Source organism: Haloactinomyces albus (assembly GCF_031458135.1).
GTDB lineage: Bacteria > Actinomycetota > Actinomycetes > Mycobacteriales > Pseudonocardiaceae > Haloactinomyces > Haloactinomyces albus.
Map to the genome: position 1 here is coordinate 2329730 of NZ_JAVDXW010000001.1, position 24754 is coordinate 2354483.

The 24754-nt window shown below is 66.0% G+C and carries 21 protein-coding genes; 9 read left to right on the forward strand and 12 right to left on the reverse strand.

Going from position 1 to position 24754, the window contains the following annotated elements:
* Positions 1 to 44: 44 nt before the first annotated feature.
* Positions 45 to 1169 (reverse strand): DNA polymerase III subunit beta, encoded by a 1125-nt coding sequence (gene dnaN / locus JOF55_RS10960; RefSeq protein ID WP_310273158.1) that lies wholly within the window; start codon positions 1167 to 1169, stop codon positions 45 to 47.
* Between the two features lie 969 nt (positions 1170 to 2138).
* Positions 2139 to 4100 (reverse strand): chromosomal replication initiator protein DnaA, encoded by a 1962-nt coding sequence (dnaA, locus tag JOF55_RS10965; RefSeq protein ID WP_310273161.1) that lies wholly within the window; start codon positions 4098 to 4100, stop codon positions 2139 to 2141.
* Between the two features lie 704 nt (positions 4101 to 4804).
* Between dnaA and rpmH the strand changes: the two genes are divergently transcribed.
* From rpmH to JOF55_RS11005, 8 genes are all read left to right on the forward strand, one after another.
* On the forward strand, positions 4805 to 4948 hold the full coding sequence (gene rpmH / locus JOF55_RS10970) for a 50S ribosomal protein L34 (RefSeq protein ID WP_310273163.1): 144 nt from the start codon (positions 4805 to 4807) through the stop codon (positions 4946 to 4948).
* A 12-nt stretch (positions 4949 to 4960) separates the two neighbouring features.
* The gene (rnpA, locus tag JOF55_RS10975) at positions 4961 to 5458 is read left to right on the forward strand and encodes a ribonuclease P protein component (protein ID WP_310273165.1); all 498 of its coding nucleotides are present in this window, start codon (positions 4961 to 4963) and stop codon (positions 5456 to 5458) included.
* The gene (gene yidD / locus JOF55_RS10980) at positions 5458 to 5856 is read left to right on the forward strand and encodes a membrane protein insertion efficiency factor YidD (protein ID WP_374727452.1); all 399 of its coding nucleotides are present in this window, start codon (positions 5458 to 5460) and stop codon (positions 5854 to 5856) included. Before rnpA ends, yidD begins: the two co-directional genes overlap by 1 nt.
* 4 nt (positions 5857 to 5860) lie before the next feature.
* Positions 5861 to 6805, forward strand: coding sequence for a membrane protein insertase YidC (gene yidC, locus JOF55_RS10985; RefSeq protein WP_310273168.1), 945 nt, complete (start codon positions 5861 to 5863; stop codon positions 6803 to 6805).
* A gap of 33 nt (positions 6806 to 6838) precedes the next feature.
* Entirely contained in the window at positions 6839 to 7372 is a 534-nt protein-coding gene (locus tag JOF55_RS10990) for a Jag family protein (protein WP_310273170.1), read from the forward strand.
* Positions 7373 to 7566: 194 nt separating this feature from the next.
* Complete coding sequence (gene rsmG / locus JOF55_RS10995) at positions 7567 to 8289, forward strand: 16S rRNA (guanine(527)-N(7))-methyltransferase RsmG (protein ID WP_310273172.1); 723 nt, start codon at positions 7567 to 7569, stop codon at positions 8287 to 8289.
* A 3-nt stretch (positions 8290 to 8292) separates the two neighbouring features.
* A complete protein-coding gene (locus JOF55_RS11000; protein ID WP_310273174.1) occupies positions 8293 to 9297 on the forward strand; it encodes a ParA family protein in 1005 nt (334 codons plus the stop codon).
* Positions 9294 to 10361, forward strand: a complete 1068-nt coding sequence (locus JOF55_RS11005; protein WP_310273176.1) for a ParB/RepB/Spo0J family partition protein — start codon at positions 9294 to 9296, stop codon at positions 10359 to 10361. The genes JOF55_RS11000 and JOF55_RS11005 overlap by 4 nt, the downstream gene beginning before the upstream one ends.
* A gap of 156 nt (positions 10362 to 10517) precedes the next feature.
* Here the strand turns inward: JOF55_RS11005 and JOF55_RS11010 are convergent, their stop codons facing one another.
* Both JOF55_RS11010 and JOF55_RS11015 read right to left on the reverse strand, forming a co-directional pair.
* A complete protein-coding gene (locus JOF55_RS11010) occupies positions 10518 to 11468 on the reverse strand; it encodes a D-alanine--D-alanine ligase family protein (RefSeq protein ID WP_374727266.1) in 951 nt (316 codons plus the stop codon).
* A gap of 128 nt (positions 11469 to 11596) precedes the next feature.
* Positions 11597 to 12994 carry an aminotransferase-like domain-containing protein gene (locus JOF55_RS11015; protein WP_310273180.1) on the reverse strand — a complete coding sequence of 466 codons (1398 nt, stop codon included), beginning with the start codon at positions 12992 to 12994 and terminating at the stop codon, positions 11597 to 11599.
* Between the two features lie 279 nt (positions 12995 to 13273).
* Between JOF55_RS11015 and JOF55_RS11020 the strand changes: the two genes are divergently transcribed.
* Positions 13274 to 13900: a GNAT family N-acetyltransferase gene (locus JOF55_RS11020; protein WP_310273182.1), complete on the forward strand. Its 627-nt coding sequence runs from the start codon at positions 13274 to 13276 to the stop codon at positions 13898 to 13900.
* 15 nt (positions 13901 to 13915) lie between these two features.
* Here the strand turns inward: JOF55_RS11020 and JOF55_RS11025 are convergent, their stop codons facing one another.
* From JOF55_RS11025 to JOF55_RS11060, 8 genes are all read right to left on the reverse strand, one after another.
* A complete protein-coding gene (locus JOF55_RS11025; RefSeq protein ID WP_310273184.1) occupies positions 13916 to 15067 on the reverse strand; it encodes an N-acetylmuramoyl-L-alanine amidase in 1152 nt (383 codons plus the stop codon).
* A 326-nt stretch (positions 15068 to 15393) separates the two neighbouring features.
* Positions 15394 to 15720, reverse strand: a complete 327-nt coding sequence (gene trxA, locus JOF55_RS11030; RefSeq protein WP_310273186.1) for a thioredoxin — start codon at positions 15718 to 15720, stop codon at positions 15394 to 15396.
* Positions 15721 to 15773: 53 nt separating this feature from the next.
* On the reverse strand, positions 15774 to 16787 hold the full coding sequence (gene trxB / locus JOF55_RS11035) for a thioredoxin-disulfide reductase (protein WP_310273188.1): 1014 nt from the start codon (positions 16785 to 16787) through the stop codon (positions 15774 to 15776).
* A 207-nt stretch (positions 16788 to 16994) separates the two neighbouring features.
* On the reverse strand, positions 16995 to 17864 hold the full coding sequence (locus JOF55_RS11040; RefSeq protein WP_310273190.1) for an RsmA family anti-sigma factor: 870 nt from the start codon (positions 17862 to 17864) through the stop codon (positions 16995 to 16997).
* Positions 17861 to 18469 (reverse strand): RNA polymerase sigma factor SigM, encoded by a 609-nt coding sequence (sigM, locus tag JOF55_RS11045; RefSeq protein WP_310273192.1) that lies wholly within the window; start codon positions 18467 to 18469, stop codon positions 17861 to 17863. Before sigM ends, JOF55_RS11040 begins: the two co-directional genes overlap by 4 nt.
* An 84-nt stretch (positions 18470 to 18553) precedes the next feature.
* Positions 18554 to 20128: a protein kinase family protein gene (locus JOF55_RS11050; RefSeq protein ID WP_310273194.1), complete on the reverse strand. Its 1575-nt coding sequence runs from the start codon at positions 20126 to 20128 to the stop codon at positions 18554 to 18556.
* 193 nt (positions 20129 to 20321) lie between these two features.
* Positions 20322 to 22208 (reverse strand): murein biosynthesis integral membrane protein MurJ, encoded by a 1887-nt coding sequence (murJ, locus tag JOF55_RS11055; RefSeq protein ID WP_310273196.1) that lies wholly within the window; start codon positions 22206 to 22208, stop codon positions 20322 to 20324.
* Positions 22209 to 22267: 59 nt separating this feature from the next.
* The gene (locus tag JOF55_RS11060) at positions 22268 to 24751 is read right to left on the reverse strand and encodes a DUF6049 family protein (RefSeq protein ID WP_374727267.1); all 2484 of its coding nucleotides are present in this window, start codon (positions 24749 to 24751) and stop codon (positions 22268 to 22270) included.
* Positions 24752 to 24754 lie beyond the last annotated feature (3 nt).

Consider the following 24754-nt stretch of genomic DNA (forward strand, 5'->3'; position numbering starts at 1 on the left):
GCGGCTACCGGCGAAGGGTGCTGTTCGCCCCACTGGCCGGCAACTCAGCCGGGCATCCGGACCGGCATCAGCAGGTAGAGGTACCCCTCGCTCACCGAACCATCCTGCCCGACCGGCTTGAGGAGTGCGGGACGGCTGGATGTGGTGAACAGCATCTGAGCGCGATCGGTCTTCAGCGCCCCGAGCCCGTCGAGCAGATAGCCGGGGTTGAAGGCGATCGTCAGCGGGTCGCCCGAGAACTCGACGGCCAGTTCTTCCTCCGCGCTGCCTTCGTCATCGCCCCCTGCCGTCAGCCGCAGCCCGGATTCCGAGAACTCCAGGCGCACCTGAGTGCCTCGTTCGGCGACCAGCGACACTCGCTTGATGGCATCCACCAGTGGGTTGACATCGATGATCGTGCTCGCCGAGGTCTCCGAAGGCAGCAACTGGCGATATTTCGGGAACTCCGCATCGAGGAGCCGACTGGTGTTGCGGCGGCTGGGGCCGGACAGGCCGAGCAGGCCGTCACCCGAGGCAAGCGAGATTTCGACCTTGCTGTCCGCGCTCCCCAGGGTCTTGGCCGAGTCCGCCAGGGTCTTGGCCGGTACGAGCACCGATGTATCGGTCACCGCACCACTCGGTTCCCAGGCGAACTCGCGCATGGCCAACCGGAAACGGTCCGTGGCCACCATCGTCAACCGGTCCTCGTTGATCTCGATCCGGACGCCGGTGAGCATCGGCAGCGTCTCGTCCTTGCCCGCGGCGACCGCGACCTGGGCGACGGCTTCGCTGAACAGGTCACCGGCAACGGAACCGGCATGTTCGGGCATGCCGGGCAGTTGCGGGTAGTCCTCCACCGGCATCGTGGGGAGGCTGAACCGGGAGCTTCCGCAGGTGATGCTGACCCGGTTGCCGTCCACGGTGATCTCGACGGGGCGCGATGGCAACGCTTTGGTGATGTCCGCGAGCAGCCTGCCGGAGACCAGGGTGCGCCCGGTCGACTCGATCGTGGCTTCGACCCCGACCTGGGCGGAGACTTCGTAGTCGAATCCCGAGATGGTCAGGGTGTCCTCGGAACTCGCGTCGAGTAGCACCCCACCCAGGACCGGAACCGGTGGCCGTGACGGGACGCTGCGTGCGACCCAGGCGACGGCGTCGGCGAGACCGTCACGTTCCACGCGGATCTTCATGGGAGTCCTTTCGATTCCAGCCGCTGGTGGCTTGCTGGACACGTCTTGCTGGGGGTACTTCGGTGGAGCGAAGAGCTCGTGCTCGCCTGTGGGCCATCGTAGGTGCGATTCGGCACCGGTGATGGCATCCCGGCCGTCAGACCGCCGACCGGGTACGGGGAGTTCCACCGTAGAGCCTGCGATGTGAGCGCGTCATCCGGGTCCCGGCTTCGGTACGGGGTGTCGTTCGGCCGTGGCGGGATGTTCCTTCACTTGTCCACTGCCCCTTCTTTTTTCTTTTTTCCCAAAAAGAAGAGAAAAAACAGCCGTAGTAGTAGGGGCTGTGGACGCTGGGGATAAGTCGACTTTGCGCTGGTCGCAGGTGTGCATGGTTGTGGAGCCCACTGTGGGTAACTTGTGGATCATTGAGCTTGCCTGTGGACAACTTGGCTTGTGGATAAAACCATCCCCAAGATCCACTGATCTATCCACAGTCCATCCCCAGGCTGACCCCAGGTTATCCCCAGGTCTTGTGGGTGGATCAAGATCCCTCGAACGGGTTGTGGACAACTCTGTGGACAACTTGTGGGCAACTGATGCCCTTCCTGTGGGCAAGTCCGGCTTCGTTGTGTACAGCTTGTGGTTGATTTTTGGGGTACCGCAGCGCAGCCTTGGGGACGAGTTTTGCTGTGGACAACTCGGGTTACCGGCGAGTTGCCGACCGCAGACAATGCGGTAATTCACAATCGGGTAGATCTCAGGAGTTCCGTGACGCTCCGTATTCCCGTCGTGCTGGTGCTTGCTGCGCGTCCGTTTCGTGTCGGTTCATATCGGATGCGTGCACCCTGTGAGGTCCGAAGCGATCCGATCGATCCGACGGGTGCGACCGGAGGTGCCACCCGGATGCGGCCGGATCCTTCTGTGTCACCGGGGTGCTCGCATGCGGGTGGGTCAGCGGAAAGGTGTGAGCCGCAGGATGCGCGGGTGCGCTCAGGCCAGCGAGGACTGCTGCTTGATACGAGCGGTCAGTTCCTGGACCTGGTCGTAGACGCGGCGGCGCTCGGCCATCCCATTGCGGATCTTCTTGTCCGCGTGCATGACCGTCGTGTGGTCCCGGCCGCCGAAGCTCTGTCCGATCTTCGGCAGCGACGAGTCGGTGAGCTCCCGGCACAGGTACATGGCGATCTGCCGAGCTTGGGCCAGCGCTTTCGTTTTGCCCGGACCGCACAGATCGTCCACGGTGACCTCGAAGAACTCGGCGGTGACCGCCATGATCGTGCCCGCGGTGATCTCCGGGGTATGCGAGTCCGGAATGAGATCACGCAGCACGATCTCGGCCAGCTGCACGTCCACGGGCTGCTGATTCAGCGAGGCGAACGCGGTGACCCGGATCAGGGCACCCTCCAGCTCGCGGATGTTGCGCTCGATCCGCGCCGCGATGAACTCCAGCACCTCGGCGGGTGCGGCCATCCGGTCCTGCGCGGCCTTCTTCCGCAGAATCGCGATCCGGGTTTCCAGCTCCGGTGGCTGGATGTCGGTGATCAGGCCCCACTCGAAGCGGGTGCGCAGCCGATCCTCCAGCGTGTGCAGACTCTTCGGTGGGCGATCGGAGGACACCACGATCTGCTTGTTGGAGTTGTGCAGTGTGTTGAAGGTATGGAAGAACTCCTCCTGAGTCCCTTCCTTGCCCTCCAGGAACTGGATGTCGTCGACCAGCAGCACATCGACGTCGCGGTAGCGGCGCTGGAAGGCGACCTGCCGGTCGTCGCGCAACGAGTTGATGAAGTCGTTGGTGAACTCCTCGGTGGAGACGTACCGCACGCGCATCCCCGGGAACAGGCGTTGCGCGTAGTGCCCCACCGCGTGCAGCAGGTGTGTTTTGCCCAGCCCGGACTCTCCCCAGATGAACAGCGGGTTGTATGCGCGGGCAGGCGCCTCCGCGCCGGCCACGGCCGCGGCATGGGCGAAGCGGTTGGAGGCACCGATCACGAACGTGTCGAAGGTGTACTTCGCGTTGAGACGTGTCTGCGAGGTCGGCGGTGCGTGCTTCGGCGCGGTGAACGGCTGTCCCTGCTGGGTTTCGGGTTGGTTTCCGCCCCCGAAGGTCGGCCAAATCTCGTTGGCGGTGTTGAGCGCCTCGCCTTCCTCCTCGTCGTCCGGTTCGACCTCACCGGCTGCGTCGGCCGTACTCGCGGAGTTCCCCGGGGGTGTGCTTCCCCGGCCCGTGCTCTCCGAGGTCGATCCTCGATGATCGTAGCCGGTCGGGCTGCTGTGCTGTGGCGAGTAGGCTGCGAAGAGGTCGGGCTCCTCCCCGCTGCCGGGTATCTGTTGTCCTGCGGTCGATGCCGTGGGGAGTGAACCGCTGATCGAGCCGGTATGTGCGGTGTTGCCGTAGGTTTCCGGCCGGTGGTCGTCAGGGGGCTGCTCGTGTGTCCGATACTCCGGGTTCCAGGGGTCCGCACCCCGATAATCGGGACTCCCGTCGCCCGATGGCCTCTCGTCGGGGGGGCGCATGCCAGGGGCTCTGTCGTAGCGTCCGCTCGGGGAGGAAGTCGCGGGATACGGCGAGGTCCCGTAGGGAGCTTCGGTGTATTCGAACTCACCCGGTCGGTCGGCGGTCGGGTTCTGCTCGACCTGCGGGTCGGCTCCGGGAGCCTGCTGCTGGGTGACCGGCCGGGTCGGGGCCGGAACGGTGGTGTCCACCTTGACGGCCAGGGATACGGAACGGCCGAGCCTGCGGGAGAGCGCATCGGTGATCGGATCCCGGAGCGCACGTTCGATCGCTTCCTTCGCGAAGTCGCTCGGAGCGGCCAACAGAGCGGTACCGTCCAGCAGTCCGATCGGGCGTGTCACTCGCATCCACGCGCGTTGCTGAGGCGAGAGCGTGCCCGAGGACAGCTCGTGAACCACCTCGTCCCAGACCCGCTCGAGATCGGTTTGGTGGTCGGACACCGCTGCACTCCCCTCCCCTCATCGGCACGTGACCCGCGTGCCCTGGCGCCCGCACGAATCACAGGACCTACACGGTTGTCGAGGCAGCTCCGGGTGGCCGCTTTTCGGGTGGCCGTTGTCGAGATACGTATCCACAGAGTTGTCCACAACTGTGCACGAAGGTACGACAGGGCAACGTGGTGGGACGTCCTGGGGCCCACAGTGCCGTACCAGTCGAGGTCGGAACCGTTACGGTGGATCCTTGTGGTTGTTCTGCGTCGGCGGAACGGCCGACGGCTGACGAGTCGACAGCCGGTGAGTCGACAGCCGGTGAATCGAGCGTTTGGCAGACGGGCAGGTTAACAAGCGGGTCTCGTGCCCTTCAAGGTGGTGTCGCTCGAGGAGCATGATCGGCCTGCCGACAGCGCTTTCGCAGAGTGGTTCCTCGGGACGTGCGGGGTGGTTCCGAGACCCCGGTTTGGAATCGCCGATTGCTCCTGCGTACCCTCGTATGGTCCCCCGCTGCAGAAGCGGGCATGCGGTTGCGCTTGGTTTCCGATGGTGTTCAGGCGCTGTGTGTCATGCCGCATCGGCGTGGCACACGTACTCTTCCTGCCGGGCTTGTCCCGGCCACGGTGATGAGTCGCGACCGCAACCTGTCGGCGGGGACACCTGACCGAGCCACTGTGGCCATTGTGTGCCTGTAGTAACCGGGAGATCCGACCGTGAGCAAGGGCAAGCGCACCTTCCAGCCGAACAATCGTAAGCGGGCCAAGACCCACGGGTTCCGGCTGCGCATGCGCACCCGGGCCGGCCGCGCGATCGTGGCCGCTCGCCGTCGCAGGGGTCGTAAGCAGTTGACCGCCTGAGCACTGACGATCGTGCTTCCTGCGGCTGCCCGGCTGACCCGAAGCCAGGACTTCAGTCTGGTGGTCCGTCGAGGTCGCCGAGCCGGGCGATCGCGTCTGGTGGTGCACGTGCTGACGCAGCCGGGTGGAACCGAGGCTGCTCCGGCACGTGCCACTGAATGCTGTTCGGATGGTGCATCGCTCCGAAACGGCGGTGCACATCGGTCCGGCACAGCCTCGGCCACCGAAGCGGCACCCATCCGGGAACGAGACGAATCGCCCCGGGTGGGTTTTGTCGTGAGCAAGGCCGTCGGCAACGCGGTGATGCGCCACCGGGTTGCACGACGCCTTCGGCACCTCATGCGTGAACGCCTCGGCGGGCTTCCTCCTGGCACACTGGTTGTGGTGCGAGCTCTGCCCCCGGCGGCCGGTGCGACCAGTCGCGATTTGGGGAGGGACCTCGACTCCGCATTCCGCAAGCTGCGGGTGTCCACTGCGTCCGAGGGGCTCCCGCCGACGGAAAACACATGATGGCAGAGCAAGACCCACCCGTCGAGAACTATCGCGACACCGCGCAACGCCCGGGACCGGTTGCCCGGCTCCTGCTGCTGCCCATCCGGATCTACCGCGCGGTGATCTCGCCGCTGCTCCCCCCGACTTGCCGGTTCTATCCGAGCTGCAGTGCCTACGCGGTGGAAGCACTGACGGTGCACGGAGCATTTCGCGGTAGCAGGCTGACCCTGTGGCGTCTATTGCGCTGCGGCCCCTGGCACCCCGGCGGGCTTGATCCCGTACCACCCCGGCGGAGGTCATCCCGGCGGGGATCGCCCGATCGGGGGACGACCGGGCAGGATTCCACGGGACGGGATTCCACGGGGCAGGACGGGTCCGGCAACACCCAGAACCCCCGACCGTACGCCGAGGAGTAGTTCAGTGCTGGACTTCATCAATTATCCGGTTTCGGCGATCCTGTGGTTCTGGCACACGGTCTTCGGCTACATCCTCGACCCGGCGAGTGGCTACGCCTGGGCCCTCTCGGTCGTTTTCCTGGTATTCAGCTTGCGTGCGCTGCTGTTCAAGCCGTTCGTGCACCAGGTGCGCTCGATGAAGAAGATGCAGGAGTTCGCCCCGCAGATTCGCGAGCTGCAGAACAAGTATCGCGATGACCGGCAGCGGATGGCCCAGGAGCTGCAGAAGTTGCAGGCCGAGGAGGGATTCAATCCGGCCGGTGGCTGCCTGCCGATGTTGGTGCAGGTGCCGGTGTTCATCGGTCTGTTCCAGGTACTCAACGGGTTCAAGCCGGATGCACCGTCGAACTTCGTGTTCGACCGTGCCGATGTCCTCTCGTTCGTGGAAGCCGACTTGTTCGGTGCCAACCTGGCGAACACGATCAGTCAATCGTCTCAGGTGCTCGCCAAGTTCGGCACCGACCGCATGTCCATGATCATGGTGGGTGTGCCGCTGATGATCGCGGCGGCCATTGCGACTCACTTCACGGCACGGCACTCGGTGCAGCGCCAGGTCCCGGACCAGAACGCGAACTCGCAGACCGCGCTCATGAATCGCATGACGCTGTGGCTGTTTCCGATGTTCGCACTCGTCGGGGGACCGTTCCTGCCGCTGGCGATCCTGCTCTACTGGCTGGCCAACAACTTCTGGACACTGGCTCAGCAACGAATCGTTTTTCGCAGGATCGACCGTGAGGAAGCCGAGCGTGCGGTGGCCGCACCTGCGGTGGTCGAGTCGACCGCCGAGTCGGGTGACGTGGTCACGCAGGCCGGTCCGGCGGAGCGTATGAGCAATGACCAACCCGGTGAAGTACCCGGAGTGACCGAAGACCGTTCTCGTGACGGGGATGCCTCGGGGGAGTCCCGATGAACCCCTCGCGAATCCCTGGAGAGGAGACACCCAGTGTCCGAAACCGTGCAGGAATCCGGCCAGGATGCAGAGGTTCCGGCAGACGAGACCGTGACCGACACCGAGATGACCCTTGTCCAGGAAGGTGATGTCGCGGGTGACTATTTGGAGAAACTGCTCGACCTGCTCGACTACGACGGCGACATCGACCTCGATGTGGAAGCGGGACGAGCGATCGTCAGCATCGATGGCGGTGGAGATCTCGAGAAACTCGTCGGTCAGCGCGGAGAGGTTCTCGAGGCTCTGCAGGAGCTGACACGGCTGGCGGTACAGCAGGAGACCGGTGAGCGGAGTCGCTTGATGCTCGATGTCGCCGGTTGGCGCGCGAGCCGGCGTGCGGAGCTGAGTAAGCTGGGTCGCACCACTGCCGAGAGCGTGCTCGAAACGGGCGAGGAGACACGGCTGCGTCCGATGACTCCGTTCGAGCGCAAGATCGTACACGACGCGGTGGCCGAGGTTGCCGGGGTGCACAGCGAAAGCGAGGGCGAATCCCCGGACCGGAAGGTCGTCGTGTACCGGGTGGAGTGACTCGGGAGATCGCTGTGGAAGCTGCCCTCATGGTCCCGGGTGACCAGGGGGCAGCTTTTTTGGCTCGGATTCCGTTTCACGTGAAACACGCACTTCCGGCCGGTGTTTGCAGTGGCTGCTGCGGGCTAGGGTCCTTCTCGGGGCACGGGGATACGGGAGTTTCACGTGAAACGGCTCCAGGGAGGGTGAGTTGAGTGGATGACCGCGCGGAGGAACGGACTCCGGAACTCGGGCAGGAGGCCAAGCAGCGGGTTTTCGGTGAGCACCTCCCCTTGGCGGAGCGTTTCGCGGAGATGCTCACCGAGCATGGTGTTCGGCGTGGTTTGATCGGACCTCGTGAGGTCGATCGACTGTGGGAAAGACATTTGCTGAACTCGGCGGTGATTGCGGAGTTGCTGACACCGCAGAGTGGGGTTCTCGACGTAGGCTCCGGGGCGGGACTCCCGGGAATCCCATTGGCAATCGCACGCCCGGATATACGGTTCACGCTGCTCGAGCCGATGGCTCGGCGGGTGGCTTGGTTGCAGGAGGTCGTCACCGAGTTGGCACTGACCGCCGAGGTGGTGCGCGGGCGCGCCGAGGAGGCTCCGGTACGGGAGCAATGTGCGCAGCAGGACGCCGTGATCGCTCGTGCTGTCGCACCGATGGAGCGCCTTGCCGGGTGGTGCCTGCCTCTGGTGCGTCCGGGTGGCCGGTTGCTCGCCTTGAAGGGTTCCAGTGCGTCGGAGGAACTTGCTCGGGACCGCACCGCGATCGAGCATGTCGGCGGCGGCCGTCAGGAGGTGATCTCCTGTGGCGATGGAGTACTCGCGGTACCTACCAACGTCGTGGTGGTGGAACGGACATCCGAGGCCTCGCCGCGGTCCGGATCCGTTCGTCGTCGCGGCGGTAAGCGTCGGACAAGGAAGGATCGTTGACGCATGAATCCGGAGTCGAACGGAACGGATCACGTTTCACGTGAAACCAGGGGACGCGCGGTCGGTGGCATGCGGTTCCCCTCAGCGGGATCGAGTGAGGGCGGGCAGTCGAGCGGAATCAGCGCGGAGGGCTTCGGCTGGACTCCGATCATGGAGGAAGCCGAACGTGCCACTCGGGTACTGCATCCGGAGACGATCCAACTTCCCCGCCCCGACCATCGGCGGATCCTGACCGTCGCCAACCAGAAGGGCGGGGTCGGCAAGACGACGAGCACGGTGAACCTTGCCGCGGCCCTGGCCCTTCAGGGCCTCAAGGTGCTCGTCATCGATCTTGACCCGCAGGGCAATGCGAGTACCGCACTCGGTGTGGAGCATCGCTCCAGCGTCCCCTCGGTGTACGAGGTGCTCCTGGGGGAAATCGGCATCGCCGATGCGGCCGCGGAGAGCACCCAGTCGCAGAATCTCTTCTGTGTTCCGGCCACCATCGACCTCGCCGGTTCGGAAATCGAGTTGGTCACGATGGTCGCCCGGGAGGCCCGTCTGAAGGAGGCACTTCGCAGCGAAGTGCTGGACGGGTTCGATGTGGATTACGTCTTCATCGATTGTCCGCCGTCGCTCGGGCTGCTCACGGTGAATGCGATGGTGGCTGCGGACGAGGTGGTCATCCCGATCCAGTGCGAGTACTACGCACTCGAGGGGCTCGGCCAGCTGCTGAGCAATATCGAACTCGTGCAGTCGCATCTGAATCCGGCGTTGACGGTGTCCACGATCCTGCTGACCATGTACGACGGCCGGACCAAACTCGCCGATCAGGTCACCAGCGAGGTGCGTGAGCATTTCGGTGAGCTCGCCCTGCGGACGGTGATCCCGCGCAGCGTCAAGATCTCCGAGGCACCCGGGTTCGGGCAGACCGTGCTGACCTATGACCCGGGGTCACGTGGTTCCATGAGTTACCTCGATGCGGCGCGTGAGATTGCCGAACGAGGTTCGGAGGGGAAGACGGCATGACGGAGCGTCGAGGTGGTCTGGGCCGAGGGCTGGCCGCGTTGATTCCGAGCGCGCCCCAGGCGGAGGGTGCCGAGGAGGTTTCCGCACGGGCAGCCGCATGGTCGGCCGCGTCGCAGGCGGATACCGGGGTTTCGAGCGACCCTCCGGCGGAATCGCGGCAGGAGGAGCACCGTTCGATCAAGGCCGAGGAGGACTCGGTTTCACGTGAAACGGACGGCGTGGTGGCCGGTGCGGTCTACCGCGAAATCAGCATTGCGGCGATTACGCCGAATCCACGCCAGCCCCGTCAGGTATTCGACGAGGATGCGCTCGCCGAACTGGAGCACTCCATCGGTGAGTTCGGGCTGATGCAGCCGATCGTCGTGCGTGCCGTGGCCCGTGACCAGTACGAGCTGATCATGGGAGAACGGCGGTGGCGTGCCGCGCAGCGAGCGGGGCTGGAAGTCCTTCCTGCCATCGTTCGGCAGACCCGGCAGGACGATGCACTGCTGCGGGATGCATTGCTGGAGAACATCCATCGAGTGCAGCTCAATCCTCTGGAGGAGGCTTCCGCTTACCAGCAATTGCTGGACGAGTTCGACGTGACCCACGATGAACTCGCCGACCGGATCGGCCGTAGCCGTCCGGTCATCACGAACACCATCCGGTTGCTGCGGCTTCCCCTGCCCGTGCAGAGACGGGTCGCAGCGGGAGTCCTTTCCGCCGGGCACGCCCGAGCTTTGTTGACTCTGGAGGATCCGAACGGACAGGAGGAACTTGCCTCCCGGATCATCGCCGAGGGCCTGTCGGTACGGGCGACCGAGGAGGCGGTAACCCTGCAGAAGGGCGCGGAAACCGCGAAACCGAATTCGTCACCGCGTAAGCAGATGGAGATCCCAGGAGCTGAGCGGCTGGCGGAAAAGCTCTCCGACCAGTGGGACACCAAGGTCAAGGTCGAGTCCGGGCGGCGCAAAGGACGCATCGTGGTCGAGTTCGGCTCGGCGGATGATCTCGAACGTCTGGCCGAGTTGATGTTGGAAAATCCGGCCGAAAATTCCCCCGAGATCGGCGACCGGCTGACATGACCCTCTTTCGTCACGGTGACACTGAGGTGTTCGGCGCGTTGGGATGTTTCACGTGAAACCCGAGGGTCATGCCGTTCCCGGGCGGGAACCTTCGTGATCCGGGCGAGGGCTCCGGGTGGGCTGCTCCTTCCGGAGCGACGTGGCCGGAGTTCGCTCTCAGTGCTCGCGGGTGATGGCTCGTTCGATGAGTCCGGCGAAGACGGTTCCCAAGGAACGATCGGCGGCATCGATGGCCATGGGGAAGAGCGAGGTCTCGGTCATGCCCGGGGATACGTTCACTTCGAGAAAATGCACGGTGCCGTTGTGATCGATGATCGCGTCGGTCCGGGACACATCACGCAATCCGAGCAGCCGGTGCGCCGCCACCGCAAGCTCTCCTGCTCTGGTGGCGGTCTCCGTATCCAGTTCGGCAGGAGCCTGATAACTCGTCAGGCCCGCAGTGTAGCGAGCGGCGTAATCGTAGACCCCGTCGGCGGCTTCGATCCGCACGGCCGGGAGAGCCTCCGGCCCGTCCTTGCCGTCGACGACACCGATGGCCACCTCGGTGCCCTCGACGAACTGCTCGACAAGCACGGTGTCGCCATAGGACAGCGCACCGACCATCGCAGAGGGGAGTTCGGCGGCGTCGCGTACCACTCTGGCGCCGAGAGCGGAACCACCCTGGTCGGGTTTGAGCATCAGCGGCAGTCCCAGCTTCGCCACCAGTGCATCGAGTACCGGCTGCGCTCCGAGCTCCCGGAAGGTCGAGTGGGGCAGGACGACCCAATCCGGTGTGGCAAGTCCGGCACGGGCGATCTCGGCCTTCGCCGTGGGCTTGTCCCATGCCCGGCGGCAGGCTCGCGGGTCGGTGCCGACATAAGGAGTCCCGAGCATCTCGAGAATCGACTGGACCGCGCCGTTCTCACCTTCTCCACCGTGCAACGCGATGACGACGGCGTCCGGGCGCTCGTTCCGGAGACGATCCAACAGCCGGTTGTCGGCGTCCCACTCGGTCACGGTCACGTCCGCAGCACGCAGCGCTGCCGACAACCGGCGCCCGGAGCGCAACGACACCTCACGCTCATGCGAGAGCCCGCCCGACAGTACGGCAACCCAACGATCGGACACTTCGGCGTCAACACCCCTGAAACGTAGTAGTCCACTGTGTCCCGCACCGAGGGGAGACACAGTGGACTGATCGGACAGTCGCGAAAAGTCTGGTTTCGATACGAGAAGACCTCGTTCGGCGACGGATGTTACGCCGTGTCCGGCGACGGTGCCTGTGGACCCGAAGCAGGGCGCCTGCCCGCGGAACCGAACGTGCGTACGAGGTCGAGCTCGTCGGTGATGGTGTTGGCCAACCGCCGGACGCCCTCGTGAATGCGTTCGGGGGTGGGATAGCAGAACGACAACCGCATCTGGCGATGACCGAACTCACCGGAGTAGAAGCCCGTCCCCGAGGCGTAGGCGACGCGTTGCGTCACCGCACGGGGCAGCATCTCCTTGGCATCCACTCCCTCGGGGGCGGTGAACCAGACGTAGAAGCCGCCGTCGGGATGGGTCCAATCGCACCCTGCGGGCATGTGCTGCTCGAGAGCGCTCAGCATGGCGTCACGGCGTTCGCGGTACTGCTCCTGAAAGACCTTGACCTGCCCCTGCCAGTCATGCGTGCTCAGATACCGCGAGACGATCATCTGGTTCAGCGTGGGCGGGCACAGGGTGGCGGACTCGGCGGCGAGTACGAGTTTCTCGCGGACCGCATGTGGCGCAAGAACCCACCCGACCCGCAGACCGGAAGCGAAGATCTTGGAGAACGACCCCAGATACACCACGTTGTCCGGGTCCTGCGAGCGCAGCGCCGGATAGGTCTGGCCGTCGAAGCCGAGCAGCCCGTACGGGTTGTCCTCCAGCACCAGGATGCCGTGCTGGGCGCAGATATCGAGCACTTCCGCGCGACGCTCGACGGCCAGGGTGACCCCGGCAGGGTTGTGGAAGTTCGGGATCGTGTACAGGAATTTGATCCGCTTGCCCTGGCGGGTGACGTTGTCGATCGTCTCCCGCAGTGCATCCGGTCGCAAGCCATCGTCGTCCATCGCCACGTGCACGATGTCGGTTTGGTAGGCCGCGAATGAACCGAGGGCACCGACGAAGGACGGCCCTTCGGCGAGCACGACATCACCGGGATCGCAGAAGATCCGGGTGACCATGTCCATCGCCATCTGGGAACCGACCGTGACCATCACGTCGTCCGGATGAGCCGAAATGCCCTCCAGCGCCATGATCTCGCAGATCTGCTCGCGCAGTTGCGGGACACCCTGTGCGGACCCGTACTGGAGGGCGGACTGACCGTCGACGGAAACGAGCCGCGCCACCTCCTCGGACAGCGAGTCCAGCGGCAACGCGGCCAAATTGGGCATGCCGCCTGCCAATGACACGACTTCGGGCCTGCTGGCGACCGAGAAGAGAGCACGGATTTCGGAGGCCGTCATCCCTGCCGTGCGCTGTGCGTAGCGCTGGGTGTGCGCATCGAGGCTGTAGACCGGCGAGGCCGAGTGGCCCTGCGGGGCCTGCCCGGACCGGGCTTCTCCCTGCGAGACTTGCTGGTCCGGCGTCGTGGGGCCGGTATCGCTCGGCTGAGTTCCGTGATCGGACATTCCGCGCTCCCGGGTTCGGTGGTGCGCCGTGGCGGCGACCGGAGCTGCCATGGCCACGGTGATTCGTCGATTCTATCCGTGTCATCGCGTGACGTTCACGTCCGTGTAACGGGTGCCTCACACACTCGGCAGCAGAAGTAACGGATCTCACTCTTTCGTGGGACCTCGGTGCGGTGAGGTTGCTTCCGCGCTGGGCGACGGCAGCTTATTCTGACTTCATCGCGAGGGGTGTGCGGGTGTTCCCCGATGGCCGGGAGATCTCGATTGCCGGGAGGTCAGGTGTCGCGACGCGTAGCAGGTGTCACGCTGGACGACCTCGATGGACTGCCCCCGAAGTGCCGTCGATGCGTTTTCTGGGAACTCGCACCGCACGTTCGGAAGCAGGCCGAGGAGTTCGGTCAGACGGCCCTGGAGAAGGAAGCCTGGGTCTCCAGCGTCCTCCTGGAGTGGGGTTCCTGCGGCCGCGTCCTCTCCGTGGACGGTGTCACAGCCGGATACGCCTTCTACGCCCCTCCTGCTGCCGTGCCCGGTGCGGCGACTTTCCCGAGCGCCCCGGTCAGTGCGGATGCCATCCTGCTGACCGCACTGCGGGTGACCGAAGAGTTCGAGCACGGTGGCTTGGGGCGGGTACTTGTGCAGAGTGTCGCCAAGGACCTCACCCGCCGTGGTGTCGCGGCGATCGAAGCCTTCGGTGATCTGCAGGAAAACTCCGCTGGATGCGTGATCCCCGCGGGTTTCCTGCAGCAGGTCGGCTTCAAGACGGTGCGCAGGCACCCGAGGTGGCCCCGGTTGCGGCTGGAGCTGCGGACGGCGATCTCCTGGAAGGAAGATGTCGAGGCGGCTCTGGAGCGGCTGCTCGGCTCGGTGTCGATGCATACCGCGGAGCCTGCTTTCGGCCGCACCTGAAGAAGGTTCCGGGGCTCAGGCCCCTTCGGCGCGGGCCAGCTCGTGGCGGAGTAGATCGTCGAAGGTGAAGGTGCCGGTCGGCTGGTCGTCCTTGCCGAGCAGGTAGAGGCGCTTTACCGCGACCAGCAGGCCTTCGGCGATCACATCCCGGAATGCGGGGTCGAGCAGCCGGTGCCTGTCCTCGGGGTTGGTCAGGTACCCGGCTTCGATACGTACGGCAGGCATCTTCGTCAATCGCAGTACCTCCCAGGTCTTGGGATGGGTACGGCAATCACGCATACCCGTGCGCGCGACGATCTCGCGCTGCAGGAACCCGGCCAGTGCCTCCCCCACGTTGGAGGTGGTGCCGTTGCCGGTACCGAAGTGAAAGCTGGCCACGCCCTGTGCCAGGGACGAGGGGTTGGCATCCATGTGTAAGGACAGGAACAGATCGGCTCCCGCCTCGTTGGCGAACGCCGCACGATCGGCATCGGACGGGCACGCATTGGGGCCTCGGGAAATCAGTGCCTCCATGCCGGTGGCAACCATGCGTCCCTCGACGCGCCGCGCGAAGTCCCACGCCAGGTCGGCTTCGGAGAGCCCACCGGTGACCGCTCCGCGATCATGGCCACCGTGACCCGGGTCGATGACGATACGTTTGCCGCGCAGGCGCGGCCCCGATCGGCGCACCTTCTCCTGCTCGCGCAGATACACGGGCCTGCCACCGCGCACCTTCGGAGCGAGCTGCTTGAGGGCGCGCAGCGTACCCGGCCCGCAGATGCCGTCCGGGTTGAGCCCGTAGTCCCGCTGGAAGCTGCGAAGCGCCTGCTCGGTTTCCTGACCGAAGATCCCGTCCGGACGACCCGCATCGTAGCCGAGCTCGAGTAGCCGCTCCTGCAACGCGAACACGTCGTCACCGCTGACCGGTTTGGAAACGAGGTAGGCCAGTGAACGGTCCCCGAGTCGCCAGCGAGCGTCGGTCAACGCACGATAGGTGGCCGGTCCGACGACTCCGTCGGTGATGAGTCCTCGTTGCTGTTGGAAAGCCCGAACGGCCTGTTCCACCGCCGCGTCGTATGTGACGGGTCCGGGTTGACCGTTCGGCGCCGGTAGCAGGTCCAGGGCAGCGAGAATGTTCCTGATCTCGGAAACGGCCGGACCTACGTCACCGCGGTGGAGCAGCTGCATGCACTCCTCGCTCGATTCAGGCGCCGGTGCCGACCGGCGCGAGGGACGATGGTTACCCCCCGGTATCCATTTCTGACGCACGATGGTGTTCGTGAAGTTATTGTGCCTTGCCGACCTTTTCTCGGCTCTTTGGGCCACAAGATCAGGAAAGGGGTGCACAATGCGCGATCCCACCGTCTCCGGTGTCTACCAAGACGGTGGGATCGCGCTGATCGGTTGCATCGCGGGGCCGGGATTGTTCGTGGAAGTTCGCTGCACGTGGTCGCACTGATCATCACTGATCGCTCGTGCCTCGCGCCGCAGCCCGGCCCACAGGAGGATTCAGATCACAGGTAGTCGGACAGGTCGTCCAACAACTGAGCCTTCGGCTTGGCGCCGACGATCTGCTTGACCGGCTCGCCACCGGAGAACAGCAGCATGGTCGGGACCGACATCACCTGGTAGTCGCGGGCGACACTGGGGTTCTGGTCGATGTCGAGCTTGGCGATCGTGATCTTGTCCTGGTGCTCGTCGGCGATCTCCTCCAGTACCGGCGCGACCATCTTGCACGGGCCGCACCAGGTGGCCCAGAAGTCGACCAGGACGGGCCTGTCGCTGCTGAGAACGTCGTTGCTGAAGGAATCGGCATCCACGGTGACGGGTTTGCCTGCCATGTTCATCTCCCTTGTTGATCGCGGTTGGCGAGAGGAGCCCGATCCGGGGCGGATCAGCCTGCGGTGACGGTTTCGGTGTCGGCTGCGGGGCCGTACCCGCCGCCGACGTGCTCGGGAGCGACATCCGCGATGCCGGATGCCTCCTGCTCGGCGAGCCAACGCTCGGCGTCGATGGCCGCGGAGCATCCCGTACCGGCAGCCGTGACGGCCTGCCGATAGGTCTTGTCCACCAGGTCGCCCGCGGCGAAAACGCCGGGCACGCCGGTGTGGGTGGAAGGTTGATCGACCAGCACGTATCCCTCTTCGTCGAGGGAGACCTGGTCGCGGACAAGTTGGCTACGCGGATCGTGTCCGATGGCGACGAACATGCCCGACACCGGGAGTTCGGACGTCTCACCGGTGACCGTGTCACGCAGGGTCAGGCCGGATACCGTGCCCTCACCGTGCACCTCGTCCACGGTGGCGTTGGTGCGCCACTTGATCTTCTCGTTGTTGCGCGCGCGCTCCAGCATGATCTTGGAGGCTCGGAACTCCTCCCGGCGGTGGATGATCGTGACCGATCGGGCGAAGCGAGTGAGGAACGTGGCCTCCTCCATCGCCGAGTCACCACCGCCGACCACCGCGATGTCCTGGTCGCGGAAGAAGAAGCCATCGCAGGTCGCGCACGAGGACACACCGCGGCCGAGCAGCCGGTCCTCGCCGGGTACGCCCACATAGCGAGCGGCCGAGCCCATCGCGAGGACGACGGCCTTGGCCCGGTACTGAACGCCATTGGCGGTGACGGTCTTGGTATCGCCGGTGAGATCGAGCTCATCGACGTCTTCCGTCCTGAGCTCGGCACCGAAACGCTGTGCCTGGGCACGGAACTGCTCCATGAGTTCGGGGCCCATGATTCCGTCCCGGAAGCCGGGATAGTTCTCCACATCCGTGGTGTTCATGAGCTCCCCACCGAACTGGGTGCCCTCGAAGACCAGTGGTTCGAGCTCGGCCCGCGCGGCGTACACCGCTGCGGTGTAGCCGGCCGGGCCGGAGCCCACGATGATGAGGTTCCGGAGGTCGCCAGTCACCGCGCCCCTTCCCTAATGATGTGCCCGTGGTCGTGTTCGTGCGCGGGCGTGGCTGCCCGCGCGCATTCCGGTCAACGCGATCCTAGGCCTCTGTTGTTCCCGATCCGGCGCTGCGTTGCTCGGACCACTCGATCGTTCGGGGCGAGGGGATGGATCGCCGTGGCAGGGAGTGGCGAGGAAGCCACTCGGCGACGTCGGCGGACGGGATTACCCGCCGAAAGTGGTGTCGGCGATGGTGGCGGAACGACCGGGTCCGCAGTCGGGGCCCACGGCCAGCAGCCGGAACTCACCGATTCTCCCGGTCGACAGGATCAGCAACTGGGCGGACTTGCCGTTGAGGGTGACCGCACGAGCTCCGAGCGGTTTCCCGCCGTCGTCCACCCCGTTGGCCCGCAGACAACCGATGAGCTGCTTCGGGGCGGACAGTCCGGTGTACTGCTCGCTTCCGAGTACTTCCGCGAACTGTTCGCCGCTCAGCGCCAGGTTGTTGCCCCGTAGTGCCAGGGGCGCCGGTTGTGCGGGGGTGGAACCGGACGTTGCCGCCGAGTGCGGCTCGGCAGCCAGGGGTTGTTCGTCGGTGGGTCCGTTCCCGGGTGACGCAACCACGATCACGGCACCGACCATCGCCGCGGCAACGGCCACCGGCCCCACCGTCCACCCGAGTCCGCGGTCCCGGCCCGTCCTGCTGTTGATCCTGCTGTGGCCGCCTTTGCCGGTGATCCTTCTGCCGAGACCGGTTTTCGCCGGGCCGGGTTCGGCCCGCTCCCGTTCGGCCCGCTCCCGTTCGGCCCGCTCCCGTTCGACAGGGCGTTGCCGGGACGCCGCCGCCTCCTGCAGTGCCGCTTCGATCCGCTCGGTGACGTCGTCGGGGATCGCCGGTGACGGCAGGGTACGCAGCTCCGCGCTCGTGGTCTCCAGCGCCGACAGGACCTCCCGCGCTTGCGAGTCGGTTCGCACCTGCGCGTGCACTGCGTCCTGTGTCTCCTGATCGAGTAACTCCGCGTGGAAGTCGGCCAGTAATTCCGGGGACCACGGTGGGTCCTGCGGCGCTTCCGAGTGCCGGTCCGCACCACTCATCGCCCCTCCCGTCGGCGTGCGACCATCGCGTTCCCTGGGACGTTCGCATCCGCACTCGGGTTCCGCAGCTGGCCCAGGAGTTGGGCAAGCTTGATCCGGCCTCGTGCGCAGCGGCTTTTCACGGTCCCCTCCGCCGTGTTCAGCATCACCGCTGCTTCCGAGACCGGGTACCCCTCGACGTCGACGAGCACGATCGCGACACGCTGATCATCGCTGAGCTGCCCGAGTGCCTCCTGCACCAGCATCCGGGTGTCCTGATCCGCGATCGCATCGTGCGTGGACGCGGGTTCGCCGGAGCCCGTTTCGGGCAGCGGAACGGTCGCTCTCGCCTGCCGCCGACGGATGCGGTCCAGACAGGCGTTGACCACGATCCGGTGCAGCCACGTGGTGACCTGTGATTCGGCCCGGAAGGACGCGGCGTTGCGAAATGCCGAGAGCATGGCGTCCTGCAGGGCGTCGGCGGCTTCCTCGTGGTCGCGCATGGTGCGCAGCGCCACTGCCCACAGCCGGTCCCGGTGCCGGCGGAAGAGTTCGGAGAACGCGTGGGGATCTCCGTTGGTGTGCGCCGCGATGAGGTCGGAATCCGAACTGACGGGGACAGACACGGTCACGCACTCTACTGATCATGGCGCACGACACATCCGCCAGATCGGCGCTGGGGAAGAGGAGTGAAGTTTCGGGGGAAAACTTCACCCGGTCACGGTGATTTCGTCGATCCGTGAGCTGTAGCGGTCGTCCTGGGAAAGCTTGGTGATCCAGACGAGTACGTGGGAGGTCGGTTCGGCGGCCTTGACGGGAATCCGCGTGGTGGCGGCTTGGACGGTCCCCGTTCCGATGACCTTGCTGGATTCCAGTGTCGGCGAGGTACTCGATGCGGCACGGATCTCCACCCTGGTGCCCTGACTGGGTGAGTCGATCGCGACCTCGGTGATCGTCGTCGGTTTCTCCAACGTGAGCAACAGGCCGATGCCGTTTTTGAAGCCGGTGCCGAGCTGACCGTTGTAGCTGTCGGTGTTCCAGTGGGTGGCGGGGTCACCGTCGTGGACCAGCCCGACCTCCTCGCGGTTGTCCCTGTCCTGTTCGGTGACGAACACGTCCGCTTCGGTGATCGCCACCGGCTCCGGGCGTGCGGGTGGCGGTTGCGCGGGTTGCCGTTGCTTGTCGGTGCTGTCCGGCTGCAGAACCACCGACGGTCCCGAGCTTCCGGTCGGCCCGGCGAACAGACCCACGAGACCGGCGGTGACCCAGCCGAGCACCACCAGGGTTGCCACCGTCAGCACAGTGACACCGATCGTCAGTTTCCTGCGGCGGCTGCTGTCGGGCTTCGGGTCCTCGGTGTGCCAAACCTCGTTTTCACGGGTATCGCTGCCTGCCGGAGCGGGCTGCATCACGGTACTCGTCGACTCGGCGTTGGCGTACTGTTCCAGGACACGCAGTACGGCCGCCCCGGTGCGCACGCCTCCGGTGGTACCGGTGGATTCCGGACTGCCGAGTGCGCGGACGGCGACCGTGGACAGCTCGAGCGGCACGGTGGGGCGCAGGGTGCGTGGCAGGACGAGAGCGCCGTCGGCATCGGTCGGTGCCTGCGGCACCGATTCCGGACCGCCGGGAAGTGCCCAGTAGCCGGTCAGCAGCAGATACAGCGTGGCCCCCAGACCACGTACATCCTCCCCGGAACTCGCGTGCGGCAGCGGCCCGGGGAAGGCCATCCGGATCTCGCCTTCGGGAGTCACCCTGATCCGTTGTGGGTGATCCGCACCGAGTACCAGCCCCGCGTGGTGTGCGGCTTCGACCGCGGCGGCGAGTGGCTGCAGCAGCGCGGCCGCCGTGCCCGAGGACAGCGAACCCTCCGTGGTGAGCTCGAGCAGGTCGGTACCGCGCGTCCACTCGGCGATCACGATCCCGAGTACGCACTCGGGGTCTCCCGGGGACTGCGTGACCACATCGAGCACACGCGCGACGCCGACGTGGTTGAAGGTGCTCGCGTGCATCGCGCGTTCCAGCGACCGGCGTGCGTTCGCGGCCTGGTCGGCATCGGCACGATCGCCCACCAGGATGGTCAGAGCGACATCGCGGCCGAGTACTCCGTCCTTGGCACGCCACAATCGGGCATGGCAGCGCGTGTCCGCACCGACCTGGGTGAGAAGCCGGTAGCGGCCGTGATCCAGCACGGCACCGGGTACCAGCCCCTGATCGTGCGAGCCATCACCTCCGGCGGCTTTGTCGTCTCCCGGGCTCACCTGTTCGGTCGGCTTACCGCTCACCTGCCCTCTCCCGCTCCTTCCGGTCTTGTGGGATGCCTGTCGGGGCTGTTGCCGGAGGCTGTTACTCGAGGTCGCTGCTGGGGATTGCTGTCGGGGTCGCTGCTGGGGTTGCTGATGGGGGTTGCTGCTGGAAAGGCTCGGGCGCCCATCCCCACGGAAAAGTCTCCCCGCCCGAGACTACGTGACGTGGAGATCAGCGGCGACGAAGCAGACCGGTGATCCGCCCGATCGCGGGTTCCAGTTCGGAAACCCGGAGCATCCACATCACGCCGAAGATGGCGCCGAGTCCGATGGTCCCGCCGATGAGCAGTTGCAGCCACCCGGTCCCGGCGCTCGCCGGTCCGGGGACCAGCCCGTCGACCCAGGCGCTGATCAGCCAGGCCAGCACGCCCCCGGACACCGACGCCGCCAGCGTCTTGCCCAGGGTGATCAGAAAACGCCCGCTGCCCAGCGATCCGAGGTGGCGACGCAGCCAGACCTCGCCGACCAGCCAGCCGACGACGAAGGTGAACGAATTGGTGAAAGTCAGGCCGAACAGGACGTCCTGCGGTGGCAGTGTGGTCGCCACGACGATCGCCATCAGCAGCTTGACGGCGGTCATCACGACCATGATCAGGGTGGGGGTCCGGGCGTCCTTCATCGCGTAGAACGCCCGCATCTGCATCATCGTGATCGCGTACGGCAGTACCCCGAAGGCCGAGACGGCCAGTGCGGTGCCGATCTGGTCGATCGAGCCGGTGCCGCTCTTGATGGAGAACAGCGCGAGCGCGATCGGCGTGCCGAGTGCGGTCATCACGGCGCTGATCGGCAGCAGGGATACGGTCGACAACCGGTTTCCCAGCGAGAGATCGTCGATCATCCGCTGGTGGTCCTGATCGGCCGCCGCCGCACTCATCCGGGGCAGGATGGCGGTCATCACCGAGAAGCCGATCACGCCGTAGGGCAGCTGCAGCAGCATCCACACGTAGTTGTAGATCGACCACGAGCCGGGGTCCGCGGCGGTGGCGACTTTGGTGAGCGCGATGAGGCCGATCTGGCTGACTCCGACATAGGCGAGCATCCACAGGGCCAGTCCGCCGAACTCGGACAACCGGGAGTCCCAGCCCCACCGCCATCGGAACCGGAACCCCGTCTTACGCAGCGCGGGGAGCTGGATGCAGGCCTGCGCCACGATACCGCAGGTCACACCGATTCCCAGGGTCAGCAGGTGCGTGTCGGTCATGCGGACCGGATCGAGCGTCAGCTCGCCGGGGATCCGGATGTAGATCGCCAGCGTGGCCAGGATGACGATGTTGTTCATCACCGGCGCCCACGCAGGCGGACCGAAAACCTGCTTGGACTGCAGGATCGCGCTGACCAGGGCGCTTACGCCGTAGAAGAAGATCTGCGGCAGCAGCAGGTAGGCAAAGGCGGTGGTCAGCTCCGTGGTCGCGCCGTCGGAGTCCCCGATGAAGATCATGGCCAGCACCGGCGCGGCGATGACCGAAAGCACCGTGCCGATCCCGAGGAACACGGTGGCCAGTGACAGCAGCCGCTGGATGTAGGCCTGGCCCTCGTCGGAATCCGATTTCTGGGCGCGCACCAGCACCGGCACGATCACGCTGGTCAGCACGCCACCGATGAGCAGCTCGAAGATGCTGGTCGGCAGCGTGTTGGCCACGGTGAACGAATCGTTGATGACGCCGAAGCTGACGGCGTAGGCGAGGATGAGCTTCCAGCCGAAGCCGGTGATGCGGCTGACGAGTGTGGCGATGGCCATCGACCCGCTGGCCTTGAGTAACGACGGTTTGCCTCGGCCCGTCCCAGCCGGGCCTGAATCGTCGGCTCCGGCCCCGTCGGATTCGGAATCGTCGAGGCTCGGCGCAACCGGCGTGATGACCCGGGTTTGCTCGGCCGCCTGCTCGACCCCCGGCTCGGTGGTGGGTGGTTCACCGGCCACGGCGGGGATCGGTTGGGTCGGGTCGGTGTATCCCACCTGCGTCGCGAGGGGAGAGGCCCGGGACGCAGCGGCGTACCCGAGCGGCACCGTCGAATAAGCCTCGGAGTCGCTGCCACCTCCTGCGTCGGTGTTTCGGTTCACCACGTCAATCCTTACTCTCCGGATCCCATGCTCACCCTTACGTGCCCCCGACCAGGGTCTCAGTTCGTATCTTGGTCACGTTCAGTGGTGGCGCCGTGCTCGGTGTCCGGACGCTCCTGGTTGCTGTCCGCAGCATCGGCGTCCTCGGCAGCAGTTCTCGGAGCAGCCGATTCCGGTCCGGAAGACGCGGAGCCCCCCTCCATCGGTTGCTTCTCCTCGGGGCGATCGTCGATTTCCCCGGCGCTCCGGTTGTCGTCAGCCACGTTCGCACGGTTGGCGCGTGCCCGGCGAACGAGGCGCCGTGCCGAGAGCAGGACGAGCAGTGCGGCACCGATGACGGTGATCAACAGCGGCATCGTGCCGTAGGCGTTCGATTCCATCTGGATGCGCCTGGTGGAGCCGAGCTGGGTGCCCCCCTCGGTACGAATGGTGATGTCGACGCTGAATTTGCCCGAGCGGTTCACCTCGGTGTCCAGCCAGAACTGGCGACTCCCGCGCGCGGGAATCTTGAGCAGGCCGAGGTCGGTGACCGTGATACCGGGCGGGCTGTCGACATGCAGGTTCACCCCGACCGTCACCGGCAGCCGGTTGTTCACCGTCACCGGAATCGGGCTGTTCGACGAGGTCAGCGAAATCTGCCCACCGAATTCGTCGATCCGGACCCCGGAGAGGGTGTTCTCGAGTGTTTCGGTCGCCATGCTCACCCAGCGCCGGGAGGCAGCAGGGTCACCCCGCCAGGCACTGGAAGCTCCGCGAAGCAGGCCGTTGCGCAGCGGAGTGGTCACCTCGACGGGGGCGATGTCGAGGGCGGGGTCGCGCTCGGCGGCGCGGTGGAACTCCCCGAGCTTGTGGTTCTGCGCGGCGAGCGTGTCGAGTACGTTCCGACGGATCTCCTCGGTGGCCGAGGACACCGGGTAGGTGAGTGTGGCCGTGGGAAGCTGTTCCGGGGCCGTCGGTTGCTGCGGTGCGTCCTGTTGCCCGGAGGATGCCGAGGTCGGCCGGGACGGTGCCGGAGTGGACGGTGAACCGGACGGGGCTTGCTCGGAGGAGGCGGTGGCATCCGTTTCCTCGGTGCTCGACCCGCCGGGGTCCGGGAGCCCGGTCGGTTGCACATAGCCCGCCTCGGTCAGGCGTTCGAGGCCGGTGAGCAGGTCGGTCAGGTCCTGTCCGTGCGGGTTCCAGCGCCTCGGTGGTGCCAGTACCGAGGTGGCGCCCTGCCCATCGGCCCCGACAGTGGCACGGAAGGTCAGGGCTCCGAGGGTGTTCTGTGCGGACAGCGTGGTATCCCGGGCGGACGACAGCGTCGTGGAACCACCGCTGCCCCGCGGATCCAGGGCGCGGGACAGCAGCGGGTCGACAGGCTGTGCCGCGGGGGTGTGGCCCGCGTTCTGCGTCTTGACCCGCACCGGCTGCAGTGAGCTCTCGGGCAGGGCCAGTGACTGCGGATGCATCAGTAGTGTGTCGATTCCCATCGCGGAAAGCTGCGTCGCTGCGGGCTCGTCCAGCGCCCCGTCGATGGGCCACAGTACGTCCCCTCGGGGCTCCACGCCGAGTACTCGGCGTATGACCCCGGCGCTGTCGAGGGCTCCACTGATGAGATCCGGCAGGCCCGCTCTGCCGAGCGCGACGATGTCCGCGTCGCTGTAGGGCAGGGCGATCACGCAGCGTCCCCGAGTGATGCCGCGCAGCTTGTCCAGCCAGCGCTTCGCGGCCTCGGTACCACTGCCCTGCCGGAGGCTCCCGTCGTCCTGACGTACCCGGTAACCGTCCGCCATCGAGTGGACGGTGGCGACCAGGGCGGGGTCGATGGCAAAGCACAGTCCCTTGCCCAGCGGTGAGCCGGGGCCGGCCTTCTTGCTGACTGCATCGACCAGTTCGAACAGGCGGCCACCCGGCGCCAGCGACTGCGACAGCCGGTCGTCGACGAGGATCGCGGGCCTGCCGAGAGTGCCTGCTCGCTCCACCTTCGGATAGCCGACCAGGGGAAGCAGCATCGTGACGGGAGTGGGCTGTGCGGGCTGCTTGGCGGTGCCGCCCGGAGGGGCTGCCACGGGCAGCAGGAAATGTGTGTCCGCCACGCGTGCGCGATTGCCGTAGGCGGGAACACCGTTGACGTTGAGCAGTACCGGATATACCCCGGCTTGAGCGATTCGCAGCGAGTCCGCTCCGCCTGCGATGGGAATGTGCAGTGTGAACGGGGTTTGCTCACCCGGAGAGAGCGTGTCGACGACGTCGGTGAACCGAGTCCGGAACGCGGTCCTGGCACTGCCTCGCAGCGCTTCCCGCACACTGGCCTCGGTCGCTCTCGGGGCACCGCGCTGGACCCGCATCTCCAGGTCGTCGATCGTCCTGTTGCCGGTGTTGGTCAGCGTTCCGGACACGGTCAACTCGGACGGTGAGTCGGCCCGAACAATCGAGGGAGTGACTTTGGTCACGTCTATGGTGACAAATGTTCGAGCCGATTGCGCAGTCGCTGTCGGAGCCGCCACCGGTACCAGTCCGAGCAGCAGTACGGATACCACGGCGGCAAGGAAGAACCTCAACCC